General features: G+C 73.7%; 14 protein-coding genes and 1 pseudogene. 7 read left to right on the forward strand and 8 right to left on the reverse strand.

The features are described 5' to 3' along the window. Nucleotides 1–3 precede the first annotated feature (3 nt). Complete coding sequence (locus tag ACWGH1_RS22620; RefSeq protein WP_453353101.1) at nucleotides 4–1,248, reverse strand: DUF6777 domain-containing protein; 1,245 nt, start codon at nucleotides 1,246–1,248, stop codon at nucleotides 4–6. 170 nt (nucleotides 1,249–1,418) lie between these two features. Here ACWGH1_RS22620 and ACWGH1_RS22625 point away from each other — a divergent pair, with 170 nt between their 5' ends. The 3 genes from ACWGH1_RS22625 to ACWGH1_RS22635 are packed head-to-tail and all read left to right on the forward strand — an operon-like array spanning nucleotide 1,419 to nucleotide 4,296. Then, on the forward strand, nucleotides 1,419–2,297 hold the full coding sequence (locus ACWGH1_RS22625) for a YndJ family protein (RefSeq protein WP_453408958.1): 879 nt from the start codon (nucleotides 1,419–1,421) through the stop codon (nucleotides 2,295–2,297). Then, on the forward strand, nucleotides 2,294–2,845 hold the full coding sequence (locus tag ACWGH1_RS22630) for a DUF1990 family protein (protein ID WP_453356877.1): 552 nt from the start codon (nucleotides 2,294–2,296) through the stop codon (nucleotides 2,843–2,845). Before ACWGH1_RS22625 ends, ACWGH1_RS22630 begins: the two co-directional genes overlap by 4 nt. 11 nt (nucleotides 2,846–2,856) lie before the next feature. Beyond that, nucleotides 2,857–4,296, forward strand: coding sequence for a lipase maturation factor family protein (locus ACWGH1_RS22635; RefSeq protein ID WP_453356876.1), 1,440 nt, complete (start codon nucleotides 2,857–2,859; stop codon nucleotides 4,294–4,296). On the opposite strand, the gene ACWGH1_RS22640 is transcribed toward ACWGH1_RS22635, so the two are convergent. Then, nucleotides 4,282–5,265 (reverse strand): NAD-dependent epimerase/dehydratase family protein, encoded by a 984-nt coding sequence (locus ACWGH1_RS22640; protein ID WP_453356879.1) that lies wholly within the window; start codon nucleotides 5,263–5,265, stop codon nucleotides 4,282–4,284. The two genes, ACWGH1_RS22635 and ACWGH1_RS22640, sit on opposite strands and share 15 nt — an antisense overlap. Before the next feature lie 150 nt (nucleotides 5,266–5,415). Further along, a complete protein-coding gene (locus tag ACWGH1_RS22645; protein WP_453356214.1) occupies nucleotides 5,416–5,589 on the reverse strand; it encodes a hypothetical protein in 174 nt (57 codons plus the stop codon). A gap of 325 nt (nucleotides 5,590–5,914) precedes the next feature. Between ACWGH1_RS22645 and ACWGH1_RS22650 the strand changes: the two genes are divergently transcribed. Beyond that, complete coding sequence (locus ACWGH1_RS22650; RefSeq protein ID WP_453356213.1) at nucleotides 5,915–6,457, forward strand: inositol oxygenase family protein; 543 nt, start codon at nucleotides 5,915–5,917, stop codon at nucleotides 6,455–6,457. Nucleotides 6,458–6,515: 58 nt separating this feature from the next. Here ACWGH1_RS22650 and ACWGH1_RS22655 read toward each other — a convergent pair whose 3' ends face one another. Further along, nucleotides 6,516–8,000, reverse strand: a complete 1,485-nt coding sequence (locus ACWGH1_RS22655; protein ID WP_453356212.1) for an SDR family NAD(P)-dependent oxidoreductase — start codon at nucleotides 7,998–8,000, stop codon at nucleotides 6,516–6,518. A gap of 238 nt (nucleotides 8,001–8,238) precedes the next feature. Between ACWGH1_RS22655 and ACWGH1_RS22660 the strand changes: the two are divergent. Then, nucleotides 8,239–8,973, forward strand: a pseudogene (locus ACWGH1_RS22660) (DMT family transporter); the annotation flags it as partial. A gap of 102 nt (nucleotides 8,974–9,075) precedes the next feature. Here ACWGH1_RS22660 and ACWGH1_RS22665 read toward each other — a convergent pair. The 4 genes from ACWGH1_RS22665 to panD all read right to left on the reverse strand — a co-directional run bounded on the left by ACWGH1_RS22665 (nucleotide 9,076) and on the right by panD (nucleotide 12,077). Next, entirely contained in the window at nucleotides 9,076–10,290 is a 1,215-nt protein-coding gene (locus ACWGH1_RS22665) for a transglycosylase family protein (RefSeq protein WP_453408959.1), read from the reverse strand. Nucleotides 10,291–10,662: 372 nt separating this feature from the next. Next, nucleotides 10,663–11,295, reverse strand: a complete 633-nt coding sequence (locus ACWGH1_RS22670) for an aspartate/glutamate racemase family protein (RefSeq protein WP_453408961.1) — start codon at nucleotides 11,293–11,295, stop codon at nucleotides 10,663–10,665. Next, nucleotides 11,289–11,642 (reverse strand): GNAT family N-acetyltransferase, encoded by a 354-nt coding sequence (locus ACWGH1_RS22675; RefSeq protein WP_453355347.1) that lies wholly within the window; start codon nucleotides 11,640–11,642, stop codon nucleotides 11,289–11,291. Before ACWGH1_RS22675 ends, ACWGH1_RS22670 begins: the two co-directional genes overlap by 7 nt. A 15-nt stretch (nucleotides 11,643–11,657) precedes the next feature. Continuing rightward, nucleotides 11,658–12,077 carry an aspartate 1-decarboxylase gene (gene panD, locus ACWGH1_RS22680; protein ID WP_453355348.1) on the reverse strand — a complete coding sequence of 140 codons (420 nt, stop codon included), beginning with the start codon at nucleotides 12,075–12,077 and terminating at the stop codon, nucleotides 11,658–11,660. 352 nt (nucleotides 12,078–12,429) lie between these two features. Between panD and ACWGH1_RS22685 the strand changes: the two genes are divergently transcribed. Beyond that, complete coding sequence (locus tag ACWGH1_RS22685; protein ID WP_453355349.1) at nucleotides 12,430–15,096, forward strand: SpoIIE family protein phosphatase; 2,667 nt, start codon at nucleotides 12,430–12,432, stop codon at nucleotides 15,094–15,096. 122 nt (nucleotides 15,097–15,218) lie between these two features. Further along, entirely contained in the window at nucleotides 15,219–16,364 is a 1,146-nt protein-coding gene (locus ACWGH1_RS22690; protein ID WP_453355350.1) for an ABC transporter substrate-binding protein, read from the forward strand. Nucleotides 16,365–16,462 lie beyond the last annotated feature (98 nt).

Here is a 16,462-nt window from a genome sequence, read left to right on the forward strand (position 1 = left end):
GGGTCAGGCGCTCTCCATGGAGGGGAAGGGGTCGAGGGGCTGCCGGGTGTCGGGCAGCGGGTACGGGTCGTAGGGCGCCGGCGAGTCGTATCCGTACGGGTCCGACTGCTCTGGCGGCACACCGTCGGGCCCGGTCGGCAGTCCGGGCTCGCCGGGCGGCGGAGCCGTGGGGTACTGGTCCGGCGGGAGGCCGGAGCCGCCGTCCGGCGGCGTGTTCGGGGGGACGTCTTGCGGCAGGTCCTGCGCGGGGCCGTTGGGCAGGTCCGGGGGGAGCCGGGGCGGGGCCTCGGAGGGCGGCGGCTGCTTGGGCAGCGGCTCGGCCGGCTGGACCGGCCTGGTCCGCCCGGCCGGTCCGCCCGGTTCGGACGGCCCGGCCGGGCCGTCCGGGGCCGCGGGTCCCTCGGGCGTGGGCGGAGCGCTCGGGATGCTTTCGGCCGGGTCGTAGGGCGGCAGCCCCTGGGGGGTCCGGTCCTGGGCGCCGTCGTCGCCGGTCTTGCGCTCCAGCCAGGTGTTGTCGGCGAGGTTCACGAGCACCAGGTGTTCCAGCTGCTGGACGGTCGGCTCGATGACGATGACCTGGTTGGCCTGGTAGCCGTTCCAGGGCTCGCCCTTGATCACCGGGTTCCCCTTGGGGGCGCGCGGCGAGGAGAGGGGATGGCCGGAGCCGCAGCGGACGCGCGGCAGGCCGTGGCCGTCGACGAGCACGGCCGTCCCGGCCTGGAGGACGGACTGGAAGGCGTCGGCCCGGCCGTCCCGGAAGCCGTGGCCGGTGACCCGGGTGTCGGCGCGCAGCACGACCGGGGTGAGTTCGCGCAGGAAGTCCCCGATCTTGTTCTGGGCGACGCCGGAGGCCTCGGCGAAGGCACCCGCCTTGGCGTTGTCGGCGGTGATGAGGCTCGACTGGTGTTCCACGTCGCAGCTGCCGAGCCGCTGGACGCCGCCGTAGAGACCGGGTGTCGCGGCGTTGACGGTGCGGATGCCCTGGCCGCTCGGGTTGGGCAGCGGGGGCTGGGCGGGGGCCGATTCCCCGGTGGCGGTGGAGGTGGTGAAGGGGTCCGGTCCCGCCGAGCCGACGGGCTGGAGGTGGAGCTCCTGGGCCTGCGGGCCGGGGGCGCTGACGGGCTCCTCGGAGCCGCCGCAGGCGGTGGCGAGCAGCCCGAGCAGGCCGACCGCCGTGAAGAGCGTTGTCCGGGCCGGGGCATGACGGCGCGGCGCCTGACGGGATGTCGGTGCGTGCTCGTCGCTCACGAATTTCTCCCTTTTCGCCCCGGTTGCTCCCTCTTGTCTGCCGCATCCGAGTCGGCACCGCAACCGGAGCGCCGACCCACTCCTTGAACATGTTCAAAGAACCGCGTAGGGTCGCGATCGCGACTTGAACGCGTTCAAGAACGTTCGGCGCACCGAACCCGGGAGTGGCCGTGACGGTACTCGTGAACCTGATCGTCACGCTCGGCATGCTCTACGTCGTCCCCACCGGCCTGCGCCTGATCGACCCGGCCGGGTTCCGCCGCACCGCCCGGCTCTGGCCCCTGCTCGCCGCGCCCGGGGCGCTGTGCCTGTGGCTGCCGCGCGGCGCGACGGCCACGGCGCTCGCGGCACTCTACGCGGCCGCCACCCTGGCCCTCGCGGCCAAGGCCCCGGCCCGGCTTCTCCGGACCCTCCGGCGCACCCGGAGGCCCGCGCCCGCCGAGGCCGCGGTGCTCACCGCGCTCGTCTCGCCCGCCGTCGCCGGCAGCGCCCTCGTCGCGGAGCGCGCCGGATACCGGCTCTTCGGCTTCCACCTGGACGTCCTCGCGCTGACCGTGCCGCACTTCCACTTCGCCGGGTTCACCACCGCCCTGGTCGCGGGCCTGGTGTGCCGCGCGGCCGGAGCCGGCCGCCCGCCCGGGGCGGGTCCCGGGGCCTACGCGGCCCTGGCCCGCTGGGCCGCGTACAGCGTGCCCGCCGGCACACTGCTCGTCCTGCTCGGCTACTTCATCGGCGACTGGGCCGAACTGGTCGGGGCCGTGGTGCTGACCACCGGGATGTGGGCGGTGGCACTGACCACCTGGCGCGGGATCCGGCCCGGCGCCCGCGACCGCACCACCCGCACGCTCCTCGGCGCCTCGGCGGGGGTCCTGGTGGCCACGATGCTGCTCGCCCTGTGGTGGGCGACCGGCGAGGCCACCGGGATCAGCCACCCGACCCTGACCTGGATGGCCGCGACCCACGGCCTCGGGAACGCGCTCGGCTTCGCCCTCTGCTCGCTGCTGGCCTGGCGCCGGCTCACCATGGACCGACAGGAGATGACCCGATGACCCGACTCATGAGCACCGGCAGCGCCGGCCGCGGCACCCTCAGCTACCCGGAAAGGGGCGCGACGGAGCACCGCCCGCTGCCCGACGGGTACCACCACCTGCACCACCGGACCCGGATCGGCCACGGACAGGCCGTCTTCGAAGCCGCCGGGACGGCGGTGACCACCTTCCGCGCCCACCGCACCTCGGGCATGCGGATCCGGGCGGAGGCGGGCGCGGTGCGCCCCGGCGCGCGGGTGACGGTCGGGATCGGCTTCGGCCCCCTGCGCATCGACGCGCCCTGCCTGATCCTGCGCACCGCGTACGAGAGCGCCCGCGTCGGCTTCGCCTACGGAACCCTGGTGGGCCACCCCGAATCCGGCGAGGAGTCCTTCATGGTGCTCATGGACCCCGACGGCACCGTGTGGTTCGAGGTGACCGCCTTCAGCCGCCCCGCCCGCTGGTACACCCGCCTCGGGGGCCCGGTGGTCCCCTTCCTCCAGCTGTCCTACGCCCGGCTGCTCGGCCGCACCGTGCGCAAGCTGGCGGCCGGGGCCGCCACCGCCTGATACTGGAGGGGATGGACTGGTTCACGGCGCCCGGCTACTGGTTGGGCCGGCTGGTCTTCCAGCGGGCCCTCGCCGGTGTCTACCTCTGCGCCTTCACCGCCGCCGCCCTCCAGTTCCGTGCCCTGATCGGGGCGCACGGCATGCTCCCCGTGCCGCACTACGTGCGCCACGTCCCCTTCCGGCGGGCCCCGAGCCTGTTCCAATGGCGCTATTCGGACCGGCTCTTCGCCGGCTGCGCCTGGGCCGGTGCGGCGCTGGCCGCCGCGCTCCTGGCGGGCGCCGGCGACGCCGTGCCGCTGGGGGCGGCGATGGGGATGTGGGCCGTGCTGTGGCTGCTCTACCTGTCGATCGTGAACGTGGGGCAGACCTGGTACTCCTTCGGCTGGGAGTCGCTGCTGCTGGAGGTGGGGTTCCTCGCCGTCTTCCTCGGCAACGCGCGGACCGGGCCGCCGGTGCTGGTGCTGTGGCTGCTGCGGTGGCTCGTGTTCCGGGTGGAGTTCGGCGCCGGGCTGATCAAGTTGCGGGGCGACGCCTGCTGGCGCAAGCTGACCTGCCTCTACTTCCACCACGAGACGCAGCCGATGCCGGGGCCGCTGAGCTGGTTCTTCCACCACCTGCCGAAGCCGCTGCACCGGGTGGAGTGCGCCGCGAACCACGTGACCCAACTGGTCGTCCCGGTGCTGCTGTTCACGCCGCAGCCGGTGGCCTCGTACGCCGCCGGGATCATCGTCGCGACGCAGCTGTGGCTGGTGCTTTCGGGCAACTTCGCCTGGCTGAACTGGATCACGATCGCGCCGGCGCTGTCCGCCGTCGACTTCACGGGCCTCACCGGACCGCCCCCGGCGGCGGCCTCGCGCCCGGCGCCGCTCTGGTACGCGGTCCTGGTGTGCGCGGTGACCGCGCTGGTGCTCGTCCTCAGCCGGCATCCGGTGGCCAACATGCTCTCCCGGCGCCAGGTGATGAACCGCTCCTTCGACTCCCTGCACCTGGTCAACACGTACGGGGCCTTCGGCACGGTCGGCCGGATCCGCGACGAGGTGGTGGTGGAGGGCACCGCCGAGCAGGCACCCAGGGCGGACGGCGACTGGCGCGAGTACGGCTTCAAGGGCAAGCCGGGCGATCCGCGGCGCGTCCCCCGCCAGTACGCCCCCTACCACCTGCGGCTGGACTGGCTGATGTGGTTCGCGGCGCTCTCCCCGGGCTACGCGCGGGACTGGTTCGGGCCGTTCGTGGAGCGGCTGCTGTCGAACGACCGGGACACGCTGCGGCTGCTGCGCCACAACCCCTTCCCGGACGCGCCGCCGGTGTACGTGCGGGCGAGGCTCTACCGCTACCGGTTCACCACCTGGCGCGAACTCCGCGAGACCGGCGCCTGGTGGCACCGCACCCTGCTGCGCGAGTACCTGCCGCCCACGCGTCTCGCCGAAGCGGCCTGGTCAGAGCCCGAGTAGCGCCGCCTCCCGCTCCGCCGAGACGCCTTTCAACGGCCGGTCGGGGCGGTGGGGAGCGACCCCGCCGAGGGACCGGAGCCAGGTCCAGGTGTCGGCGACGGTCTCTTCGACCGGCCGGCACGTCAGGCCGGAGGCCAGGGCCTTGGTGACGTCCGCGCGGCACATGAAGTCGTGGAGTCCGCCCGGCGGCAGCCAGGCGGGCAGTTCCGTCCACGGCTCGATGCCCGCCGCCTCGATCACGTCCGGACCGGTCCAGCGCAGCTCCGCCCCGCCTCCGGTGACGGCCGCGCAGGCCTCCAGGAGACCGGCCGTCGTGGCGTGCCCGGGTGGGCAGACCAGGTCGTACGCGCCGCCGTGCCCGGCCGGGGCGGCCCCCAGCGTCCAGCGCGCGAGGTCGCGGACGTCGATGTACTGGAGCGGAAGGTCACGCGGGCCCGGGGCGAGCATCGGCCCGCCCCGGGCGGCGCGGTTCAGCCACCAGGGCAGCCGGCCGACGTTCTCGTACGGGCCGAGGATCAGCCCGGCGCGCACGAGCAGGGCGCGCTCGCCGAAGGCGTCGAGGGCGGCGAGCTCACCGCCCCGCTTGTCCTCGGCGTAGGCGGTGGCCTCCGCGTCGGGCGAGCCCGCCACGAGCGGGCCGTCTTCGGCCAGGCCGGCCGGGGCCGGGTAGGCGTACACCGAGCGGCTGGAGATGTACACGTACCGTCCGGCGCGGCCCGCGAGCAGCCGGGCGCTGTCACGCACGGCGGTGGGGGCCCCGCTCCAGGTGTCGACGACGAGGTCCCACTCCCCCTCGGCGAGCGCGGCCAGGCCGCCGGGGGCGGTGCGGTCCCCGTGCAGGACGGAGGTGCCCGCCGGGGGCGGGTGGTGTCCACGGTGGCAGACGGTGACGTCCCAGCCCAGGTCCACGGCCTCTTCGGTGAGGGCGCGTCCGACGAATTCGGTGCCGCCCAGCATCAGCAGTCTCATGCCGGTCAGCCTGCCCGCCCGGCCCGGGGCCCGGAACCCTTGATCGCCCTCAGCGATGACGCCCAGGGCGTACCCGGTGCGGGAACCTCGCACGGACGAGCGGCGCCCCCGCCGCCGAGCCGGCGCGGGGGCGCTGTGTCGCCGGGACCGTCAGTCGATGCCGGGCAGGATGTGCGGCTCCGCCAGGTCGTCCTCGTAGCCCGCCAGCCGGATCGGCGCGGACCGGGCCCACACTTCGAGGCTGCCGAGTTCGGCGGAGCGGGTCTTGCCCTGCCACCCCGACCGTTCCAGCAGGACCTGGTCGGACTTCGTCAGTTCTGTCACCGCGCACTCCTTTGTGTCGCGTAACCCGGCGGGCGAACCCCGCGCCGGGCAGGAATAAAGGGATACCGGACGCGGTGGCGCCGTGATGGAGCGAGGGAGGGCCGTGGTGGGGCCCTTTCATGCGCTCAAGAGTACACATATGAGCGGGGCCCCGCTCGATGGAAAGGCAAAATTCACTCCTGTCCTCTTGTCTTTCCCCCGAGTTCAGGAAGTCGTGGCACGGCGCGTCGCCGGCGGATGCTCTGCTCGGGCCGTACGTGCGGTCGCGAGCGAAGGAGCGGTGACGAGGTCCGAGGTGCCGGAAGTGGACGGTGTCGAGGGACTGATGGAACTGCTGCACGCCTGCCGCGGGGCGTGGGACACCCCGGACCGCAGCGGCGATCCGGTGGACCTGCACGACCACGGGCTGCAGACGGCGGCGCTGCTGCGCCGGTCGCACCCCTCCGACAAGGAACTCCAGGTGGCGGGTCTGGTGCACGACCTGGGCAACCTGCTGGTCCCTGGGGACGACGCGGAACACGCCGGCCACGCGGCGCGGGCCGTCCGGCCGCTGCTCGGAGCCCGGGTGGCGCAGCTGGTCCGGCTGCACGTGCCGGCGAGGCGCTACCCGGCCACCACCGGGCCCGGGCGGGCCCTGTCCCCGCAGAGCGCGCTGACCCTGCGCGAGCAGGGCGGCCTGATGGACCGGGCGGAAGTCCGGGCGTTCGAGGCGGACCGGGACGCCGCGGCCGCGGTGATCCTGCGCCAGGCCGACGACGCGGGCAAGGTGGTCGGGCTGGACGCGGGCGTGATGGAGGACTGGCGGCCGGTGCTGCAGCTGGCGGCAGCCGGGCAGTTCGCGCGCACGACGGCCCGGCGGACCGGCTGATACGGCGGCGCCCCGGCCTCCGCACGGGAGGGCCGGGGCGCGCGGGCGGGGCGACTGCCTACCAGTTGGCGGGCGCGTAGTCCTTGAGGAAGACGCCGTACAGGTCCTCGCCGGCCTCGCCGCGGACGATCGGGTCGTAGACCCGGGCCGCGCCGTCCACCAGGTCGAGCGGGGCGTGGAAGCCCTCCTCGGCGAGCCGGACCTTGTCCGGGTGCGGACGCTCGTCGGTGATCCAGCCGGTGTCCACGGCGGTCATCAGGATCTGGTCCTTCTGGAACATCTCCTGGGCGCTGGTGCGCGTCAGCATGTTCAGGGCGGCCTTCGCCATGTTGGTGTGCGGGTGCCCGGCGCCCTTGTAGCCGCGGCTGAACACACCCTCCATCGCGGAGACGTTGACGACGTAGCGGCGGTCCGCCCCCGCCGCGGCCATCGCCGGACGCAGCTTGCTGATCAGGATGAACGGCGCGGTGGAGTTGCACAGCTGCACTTCGAGGAGCTCGATCGGGTCGACCTCCGAGACCGTCTGGATCCAGCTGTTCGTGTCGTGCAGGTCCGGGACCAGGCCGCCCGCGTCGATGGCGGTGCCGGCCGCGATCCGCTCCAGGGACGCGGAGCCGGAGACCAGCGCGAGCTCGGTGACGTCCTGGGCGGTGAGCTTCTCGCCCTTGCCCGTCGGCAGGGCCGCGACCCGGTCGACGGTGCCGCTGCCGAAGGTGCCGATCACCTCGGCGCAGGGCAGCTCACCGGCCGGGAGCGGGGCGCTCTCGGCGGCGACCAGCTCGCTGTAGGCGCCCGGCGAACGGCGCACGGTCTGGGCGGCGTTGTTGATCAGGATGTCGAGCGGGCCCTCGGCGGCGACGGAGTCGGCGAGCGCGACGACCTGCGCCGGGTCCCGGAGGTCGATGCCGACGATCTTCAGCCGGTGCAGCCACTCGGAGCTGTCCGGCATCGCCTTGAACCGGCGGATCGCGTCGCTGGGGAAGCGGGTGGTGATGGTGGTGTGGGCGCCGTCGCGCAGCAGCCGCAGCGCGATGTACATGCCGATCTTGGCGCGGCCGCCGGTGAGCAGGGCGCGGCGGCCGCTCAGGTCGGTGCGGGCGTCGCGGCGCGCGCGGTTGAAGGCGGCGCAGTCCTGGCACAGCTGGTGGTAGAACGCGTCGACCTCGACGTAGCGCGTCTTGCAGATGTAGCAGGAGCGCGGGCGCTGGAGTATCCCGGCGATCGGGCCCTTGGTGGCGGCGGTCAGGGCGTTGCCCTGGGTCTCGTCGTCGATGCGCTCGGCGGAACCGGTCGCGGTCGCCTCGGTGACGGCCTTGTCGTTGGCGGTCTTGGCGGCGCGGCGCTCCTGCCGGCGGCGCTGCTTGACCGTGCGGTAGAGGCCCGCAGTGGCGCGGCGCACGGTGACGGCGTCCGGGTGGTCCACGTCGAGCTTGTCGAGCTCGTCGAGGACGCTGAGGCAGAGGGCCAGCCGGTCGGGATCGATGCCCGGGCCGTACGCCGGGGCGTCGTCCACGGTCACGTGGTTGTCTTCGGTCACCGTCATGGCCGCTGCCGTTCCTTGATCACTCGTCCGCATCCGCCTGCTGCGGAAGTCCTCAAAACCGCAACTGTACGGAGGCCACGCGCCCCGCACCAAACCCGTGGCCGGCCTCCTCACGGAGCGCGAGGAACCGTCACCCTGCGGATGGCCGGAAACGGGTCGCCGGGAAGGGGCCGACCCGGCCCGGCACGGGTGGGACGGGGGCCGGAATAGGCCGACCGGGTGGGGCATTGTGCACAGCATGAGTGCACTGGCACTGTCGGTCCTGCTCTGCCTGGCGTCGGCTGTCGCGTACGCCGCGGGCGCGATCGTCCAGGAGCACGTCGCGGACGGTTTGCCGGACCGCCCCTACGCTCCGCTGCACCGGCCCGTCTGGTGGGCGGCGGTGGCCCTGAACGGCCTCGGGGCGGCGCTGCACGTGGTCGCGCTGGCCTACGGGCCGCTGAGCCTGGTGCAGCCGCTCGGGGCGCTGACCATCGTCTTCGCGCTCCCGATGGCGGCCGTTTTGGTACACCGCCGGGCCGGTGCGGCGGCCTGGCGCGGGGCGGTGCTGGCGACCGTCGGGCTGGCCGGGCTGCTGGCGCTGACCGGGGGTGACCGCGACGCCGGACGGACCCTGGCGGGCGGCGAGCGGGGCCTGCTGCTGATCGTGACGGGCGCCGCGGTGGCGGCGCTGGTCGTGGCGGCGCGCCGGATGCAGCGGGCCGTGCTGCGCGGCGTGCTGCTGGCCACGGCCTCGGGCACGGCCTTCGGCATGGCCTCGGTGTTCACGAAGTCGGCGGCCGACGGCTTCTCCGCGGACGCGCCGGCCGCCCGGTGGCCCGACCTGCTGGCCATCGCGGTCCTGGCGTGCGGCGGGCTGCTGCTGTCGCAGGCGGCCTACCGGGGTGCCGGGCTCACGGCGCCGCTCGCCACGCTGACGGTGGTCAACCCGGTGGTGGCCGCGATGGTCGGGCTCACCCTGTTCGACGAGGGCTTCCGGTACGGGTACGCGGGGACGGCGGCGGCGCTGGTGAGCGCCGTGGTGGCGGCGGCCGGCCTGGTCCTGCTCACGGCCGTGCCGCCGCACGTACGGGGGTCAGATGTCGGCGCCGCGCCCGCGGAGGTACTTGAGGGGGTCGATGTCGGTGCCGTACCCGGGCCCGGTGCGCATCTCGAAGTGGAGGTGCGGTCCGGTGGTGTTGCCGGTGGAGCCGGAGCGGCCGATGCGCTGACCGCCGGAGACCTGCTGCCCGGCCTTGACCCCGAGGGCGGAGAGGTGGGCGTACTGGGAGTACCGCCCGTCGGCGTGCCGGATGACGACTTGGTAGCCGTACGCCCCGGCCCAGCCGGCCGAGAGGACCGTGCCGGGGCCGACGGCCTTGATGCTGGTGCCGGTCGGCACCGGGAAGTCGACGCCGGTGTGGTAGCCGCTGGACCAGGAGGAACCGGCGACGCGGTACGCCGTGCCCATGGCGGCGTCGACGGGAGCGGAGAAGCCGCCCGTCGCCGTCTTCTCCTTCGCTGACGCCGACTCCGCCGGCTTGGCCTGCTCGGGCTTGGCCCGCTCCGGTTCGGGGGCGGCCGGCTGTACCGGCTTGACCGGCTCGGCGACCCGCGGCGGCTTCTCCGGGTTCGGGGCGGGCGGCGCGACGGGGGCGGTGGTGACGCGCAGGGTGAGCCGCTGTCCGGGGAAGATCAGGTCCGGGTTGCCGCCGATGGTGGCCCGGTTGGTCTCGTACAGGGCCTGCCAGCCGCCCTCTACGTGCTGGCCGGTGGCGATCGCCGAGAGCGAGTCCCCGGGCGCGACGACGTACGGGTTCGGCAGGACCGGGGTACCGGTGGGGCGGAGCGCGCCCGGGGCCTGGGCCTGGACGGCCGCGGGGGCCGTCTGCTGGCGCGGGATCACGGCGGGCGCCGGGCCGGGGGCCGGACCGCTGCGGCTGAGCCCGGCCTGCGGGCCGCAGGCCGGCCAGGCGCGGGGCCCCTGCCCCTTGAGCGCCTTCTCGGCGACCGCGATCTGCTGCTCCTTGGTGGCCAGGTCGGCGCGGGCCGCGAAGGCGGTGCCGCCGAAGGCGCGCCAGGTGCTCTGGCTGAACTGCAGCCCGCCGTAGTAGCCGTTGCCGGTGTTGATGTGCCAGTTGTTGGTCGACTCGCAGGCGGCGACCTTGTTCCAGGTGTCCTCGGAGGCCGCGTGGGCGGCCCCGGCGCCGATCAGCGGGAGCGCGATGCCCGCGCCACCGGCGGTGACTGCGAGCGAGGCGCGGTTGATGCTGCTCGGCTGGTACCGGCGGTGCCGGCCCCGTACACCCATGGGAGCCCCCCCTTGAAGACGTGCCGGAACCGCACAAGCTAACGGCGCCGGTGGAGGCTGACAATAGCGACAACCGGCTGTCTTCGAGGGGGAATTGACGCTTTACCCGCGACCCAGCGGCCCCGGCTGCGGGATCGGGGCCGGCCCGGGGGGCGGCGGCACCGGATCGGGCTCCGGGACGGGCCCCGGGACCGGGGGCACGGGCCGCGGCACGGGGTCGGGCTCCGGGAACGGCCCGGGCCCGGGCGGGGGCGCGGGCACCGGATCGGGCTCCGGGGCTGGTGGCTGCGTCTGGTCTTCGTCGAGCACCGTGAGGTTGAGCACCATAGGCCGCACCTTCCCCGGAACCGGGCGGGTACGCCCGCCGGCGCCCTACCGGTCCTGCGGGCCCAGAGCGGCGGCCAGCCCGGTGGCGGGGCTGCTCAGGACGGGGATGGCCGTCGTGAGCAGATCCGCCGCGCCGGCCATCGAGGCCTGGGCGAGGACGATGACGTCCGCGTCGGCGACGGTGTCCGCCTCACGGGCCACCCGGGCGAGGTACCCGGCGGTGTCCCCCGCTTCGAAGCGCTGCCACGCCCCCGCGACCAGGCGGGTACGGACGGCCACGGGCCGCCCGGGGGCCTCCTGCTCCAGCAGCTCGACCGTCGGGGCGAGGGTGGACGCGACGGCGGCGAGTACGACGATCCGCGGACCGGTGCGCACGGCCTCGGCCGCCATCGGCCGGTCCACGCGGAGCACGGGCCGGCCGATGACCGGCCCGAGCGACTCGGCGACGGCCCCGATCGTCGAGCAGGTGACCAGCACCGGCCCCGCGGTCCCGGCGAGCGCGTCCCGCACGCCGGGAGCCACCGATTCGGGCCCGTGCGTACGGGCCCGCTCCAGCAGCTCGGGGACCACGAGGTGCCGCAGTACGGCTCCGGGGTGGCCCCGGTCCCGCAGTGCGTCGAAGACCGGAACGTGCACCGGGGAGGTGTGCAGCAGGGTCAGGGAGCCGCCGGTCACCAGAGGTCGGAATCGGCGCTCAGCTGCGCCTTCGCCGCCTCGACCAGCTCGGCGGGGGCCGCCGGCGCCTGGTCGGGGTGTTTGGCCGCCCAACTCGCCGCGTAAGGGCACAGCGGGACCACGGGAACCCCCTCGGCCGCGGCGATCCCGTAGAAGGTCCGCACGAGCTGTCCGCCGATGCCACGGCCCTCGTGGCCCGGCTCGACGATGGTGTGGACGGCCACCAGCGCGCGGGGGTCCCGGGCCAGCACGAAGTACGCGATGAAACCGATCACCGCCCCGCCCTCGACGGCCAGCAGCCGCCCGCCCTTGCGGTCGTCCTCGAACTCGATCGCCCGGTTCTCGGCCATGCTCCCCCGCTCTCCTCAGACAGCCACCGCGTGGGGGCTGCGCTCCTGGTCCGTTCCGGGAACCGGGGCGGAGGGATCCGCCCCGAGCTCGACGATCCGGTTGTCCGCGTCGACGTGTACGACGCGCGGCTTCATGGACCGGGCCTCGGCGTCCTCGACCTGCGCGTAGCTGATGAGGATGACCAGGTCGCCCGGGTGCACGAGGTGCGCGGCGGCGCCGTTGATCCCGATGACCCCGGACCCCCGCTCCCCCTCGATGACGTACGTCTCCAGCCGGGCCCCGTTGGTGATGTCCACGATGTGGACGAGCTCCCCCGGCAACAGATCGGCGGCGTCCAGCAGATCGGCATCTATGGTCACGGACCCGACGTAATGCAGATCGGCCTGGGTGACGGTGGCCCGATGGATCTTGGACTTGAACATGGTGCGCAGCATCGAGTAACTCCCGGTTCGTCTGCTCCCTGCCCGCGTGCGCAGGTCAAGGGCGGTCCCCGGAGCCTACAACGATCGGCATGTCCGGTGATATGTCTTCCGACGCGCGGTCAAGCCGGTTCGGGGCTGCCGGCCGGTGGCCGGCGCTCCCCGCTGCCGACGCCCGGAAGAGGTTAGAAAATGGAGTATGGGCGACTTCCTGGGTGATTTCCGGCGTTGGCTGCTCGGCTTGACCACAAGCACTTCCGCTCCCCCTCGGCAGCCCCGCCCAAGGCACCGCACGGCGCATCGGGAACACCCCCGGCCGCCGGGGGGAACGGCGCGGCGGCCGCAGGGCCTGTCCTCCCTGCTGAGCGTGCGCAGCGTGGCCGGAGAGGTGTTCCTCCTGCAGTTGGCCGTCGTGGTGCTCCTGGTCGCCGCCGCGGTGACCGCGCTCGTGGTGCAGGCCCGGAGCGCCGCCATGCTGGACGCCCGGCACCGTACGCTCGCCGCCGCCGGCACGTTCGCGGAATCCCCGGGAATCGTCCCGGCCCTGCGCAGCCCCCATCCGAGCGCGGTGCTCCAGCCGCGCGCGCAGGCGGCCCGGAAGATCTCCGAGGTCGACGGCATCAACGTGTACACGCTCGACGGCCTCACCATCACCCACAGCGACCCGCGGCAGATCGGGAAGCACGTGATCGGGCCCTTCTCCAAGGCGGCGGCCGGCAAGTCCTTCACCGAGACGTTCGAAGGGTCCCTCGGTCAGTCCGTGGTCTCGGTGGTCCCCGTCAAGGATCCCGACGGCCGCGTCATCGCCGTCGTCTCCTCGCCGGTCACGGTCCAGAACGTGCAGAACATGGTGAACCGGCAGCTGCCGGTCGTCCTCGGCAGCGCGGCCGTGGTGCTGGGCCTGTCCGCGGGCGGGACGGCTCTGGTGAGCCGTCGGCTGCTGCGCCGGACCCATGGCCTCGGACCTGCCGAGATGACGAGGATGTACGAGCACCACGACGCGGTGCTGCACGCCGTGCGGGAGGGCGTACTGATCGTCGGCAGCGGCGGACGGCTGCTGCTGGCCAACGACGAGGCGCGGCGGCTGCTGGACCTGCCGGCGGACGCGGAAGGGCGCCCCGTCACGGACCTGGGCCTGGAGGCCGGGATCGCGGCGCTGATCGCATCGGGCCGGTCCGTGACCGACGAGGTGCACATGGCGGGCGATCGGCTGCTGGCGGTGAACATCCGGCCCACCGCGCCCTACGGGCAGGCCGGGACCGTCGTCACGCTGCGGGACACCACCGAGCTGCGGGCACTCACCGGCAGGGCCGAGGTGGCCCGCGAACGGCTGAAGCTGCTCTACGACGCGGGCGTGCAGGTCGGAACGACACTGAACGTGGAGCGCACCGCGCAGGAGCTGGCGGAGGTGGCGGTGCCGCGGTTCGCCGACGTGGTCACGGTCGACCTGCTGGACCGCGTGCTGCACGGCGAGGAGCCGCCCGAGGAGAGCACCGAGATGCGCCGCGCCGCCGCTGTCGGCCTGCAGGGCGACCATCCGCTCTATCCCGTCGGCGAGCTGATCCGGTTCGTTCCCAGCAGCCCCATGGCCGTCGGACTGGCCGGCGGCCACGCGGTGCTGGAAGCGGACCTGCGCGCCACCCACGGCTGGCGGGACCAGGACCCCGCCAACGCCGTACGGATCCTCGACCGCGGCATCCACTCCCTGATCTCCGTGCCCCTGCAGGCCCGGGGCGTGGTACTCGGCATGGCCGGCTACTGGCGGGCCCAGGACTCCCCGCCGTTCGACGAGGAGGACGTGTCCTTCGCCGAGGAGCTGACCGCCCGGGCGGCACTGTCCGTCGACAACGCCCGCCGTTACACCCGCGAGCACACCATGGCCGTCACCCTGCAGCGCAGCCTGCTGCCCCGGGGCGTACCGGAGCAGTCCGCCGTCGAGGTCGCCCACCGCTACCTGGCCGCCCAGGCCGGGGTGGGCGGTGACTGGTTCGACGTCATCCCGCTGCCCGGCGCCCGAGTGGCCCTGGTGGTCGGCGACGTCGTCGGGCACGGTCTGCACGCCGCCGCGACCATGGGCCGCCTGCGCACCGCCGTGTACAACTTCTCCACCCTCGACCTGCCCCCGGACGAGCTGCTGAGCCACCTGGACGAGCTGGTCGCGCACATCGACACGGACCAGCAGGAGTGGCAGGGGATCACCGGGGCCACCTGCCTGTGCGCCATCTACGACCCCGTCTCGGGGCAGGTGACGGCCGCCGCCGCCGGACATCCGGGCCCGGCGCTGGTCGGCCCCGACGGAACCGTGTCCTTCCCCGAGGTGCCCGTCTCCCCGCCGCTGGGGCTGGGCGCGGGCCTGCCCATGGAGACCATGACCGCCATCCTGCCGGAAGGCTCCCGGCTGGCACTCTTCACCGACGGGCTGATCGAGAGCCGCGACCGCGATCCGGACACGGCCCTGGCAGCGCTGCGCGCCGCCCTGGCCGGACCTGCCCGCACCCCGGAGGAGACCTGCACGGCGGTGATCGAGGCGATGCTGCCCGCCAGACCCGCCGACGACGTCGCGCTGCTGGTGGCCCGCACCCGCCGGCTGGACCCCGCGCGGATCGCCGAGTGGGACGTGCCCCCCGATCCTGCGGCGGTGTCCCCGGTGCGCAAGGCCTGCTCCCGCCGACTGGTGGACTGGGGCCTGGAGGACATCGCCTTCACCACGGAACTCATCCTCAGCGAGCTGTTGACCAACGCCATCCGCTACGGCTCCGAGCCCATCCGGGTGAGGCTGCTGTACGACCGCAGCCTGGTCTGCGAAGTCTCCGACGGGTCCAGCACCTCCCCGCACCTGCGCCGGGCCGAGGCCACCGACGAGGGCGGCCGCGGTCTGTTCCTCGTCGCGCAGTTCGCCGAGCGCTGGGGCACCCGCTACACCGCCCGCGGCAAGATCATCTGGAGCGAGCAGGCCCTCCACGACGAGACCGCACCGCCCGCGATGGATCTCGCGGAGGCGCTCCTGGCCGGGTGGGACGACGAGGGGTTCTGAGATCCTCCGGCACGGCGGCCCGCGGGGAAGGCGGCGGACACCACCGTCCGGGACTGCGCTGCCGGGGCCGCCGAACGTACGCTGGCTTCGATCAGTACGCGATCGCCCGTTATGGAGCCTTTGTGCCCGCACCCCGTCTCCGGACAGCCTCGCTAGCCGCCTGCCTGGCCCTCACGGCGGCGTCCCTCGGCGCCTGTGCGGGCAAACCCGCCGCCGCGCCCAGAGCACCCGCGGTGGCCATCTCGGCCGCGGACGCCGGCGGCATGGCGGCACTGACCGCAGCGGCGAAGAAGGAGGGCTCGCTCCACGCGATCGCGCTCCCGCGCGACTGGGCCGGCTACGGCGCACTGATCGACGGCTTCGAGAAGAAGTACGGGATCAAGGTCACGGTGGAGGACCCGGAAGGTACCAGCCAGGGCGAGATCAACGCCCTGAAGGAGCACAGGGGCGCAGGCCGGGCCCCCGACGTGGTCGACGTGGGGGACTCGTTCGCGCAGTCCGCGGCCCGGCAGGGCCTGCTCGCGCCGTACGAGGTCGCCGCGTACGACCAGATCCCCGGGAACCAGAAGGACCCGGGGGCCCGCTGGTACGACAACTACGGCGGCTACGTGTCGATCGGCTGCGACGCCAGGCGCGTCAAGACCTGCCCCTCGACCTTCGCCGATCTGCGCAAGCCCGAGTACAAGGGCCAGGTCGCGCTCGACGGCGACCCCACGAATTCCGGCTCCGCCTTCGCCGGGGTGTACGCCGCGGCCCTGGCGAACGGGGGTTCCTTCAACGACATCCAGCCCGGCATCGACTTCTTCGCCGAGCTCCGCAGGAACGGCAACTTCATCCCGGTCGAGTCCTCACCGGCCACGATCACCAAGGGCCGGACCCCGATCAGCATCGACTGGGACTTCCTCAATCTCGGATACGCGGACGAGTTCCGGGAGAAGGGTGCGGACGTCGACTGGCGGACCGCCATCCCCTTCGACGGCAGCTTCGCCGAGTACTACGCCAACGGGGTGAACAAGGATGCCCCGCACCCGGCGGCGGCACGTCTGTGGCAGGAGTACGTCTTCAGCCCGGAGGGCCAGAACCTGCGGCTCGGAGCCTATGCCCGCCCCGTCCTGATGGACGCGATGAGGAAGGACGGCACCCTCGACAAGGCCGCCGCGGACAAACTGCCGACGGTCGAGGGCACGCCGGAGTTTCCGACGGAGGCACAGACGCAGAAGGCGAGGGAGACCGTCAACCGGGGCTGGGCCAAGGCCCTCTCGGGCTGAGGAGACGAACGCGTCGCGCGGCTGCCGCCCTTGCGCACCGCGGTGAGCGTTCGCATCAGACGGACCAAGGGGAAGGAACGCGCGGATCGGGGACGTAG

Source organism: Streptomyces sp. NPDC054883 (assembly GCF_053610645.1).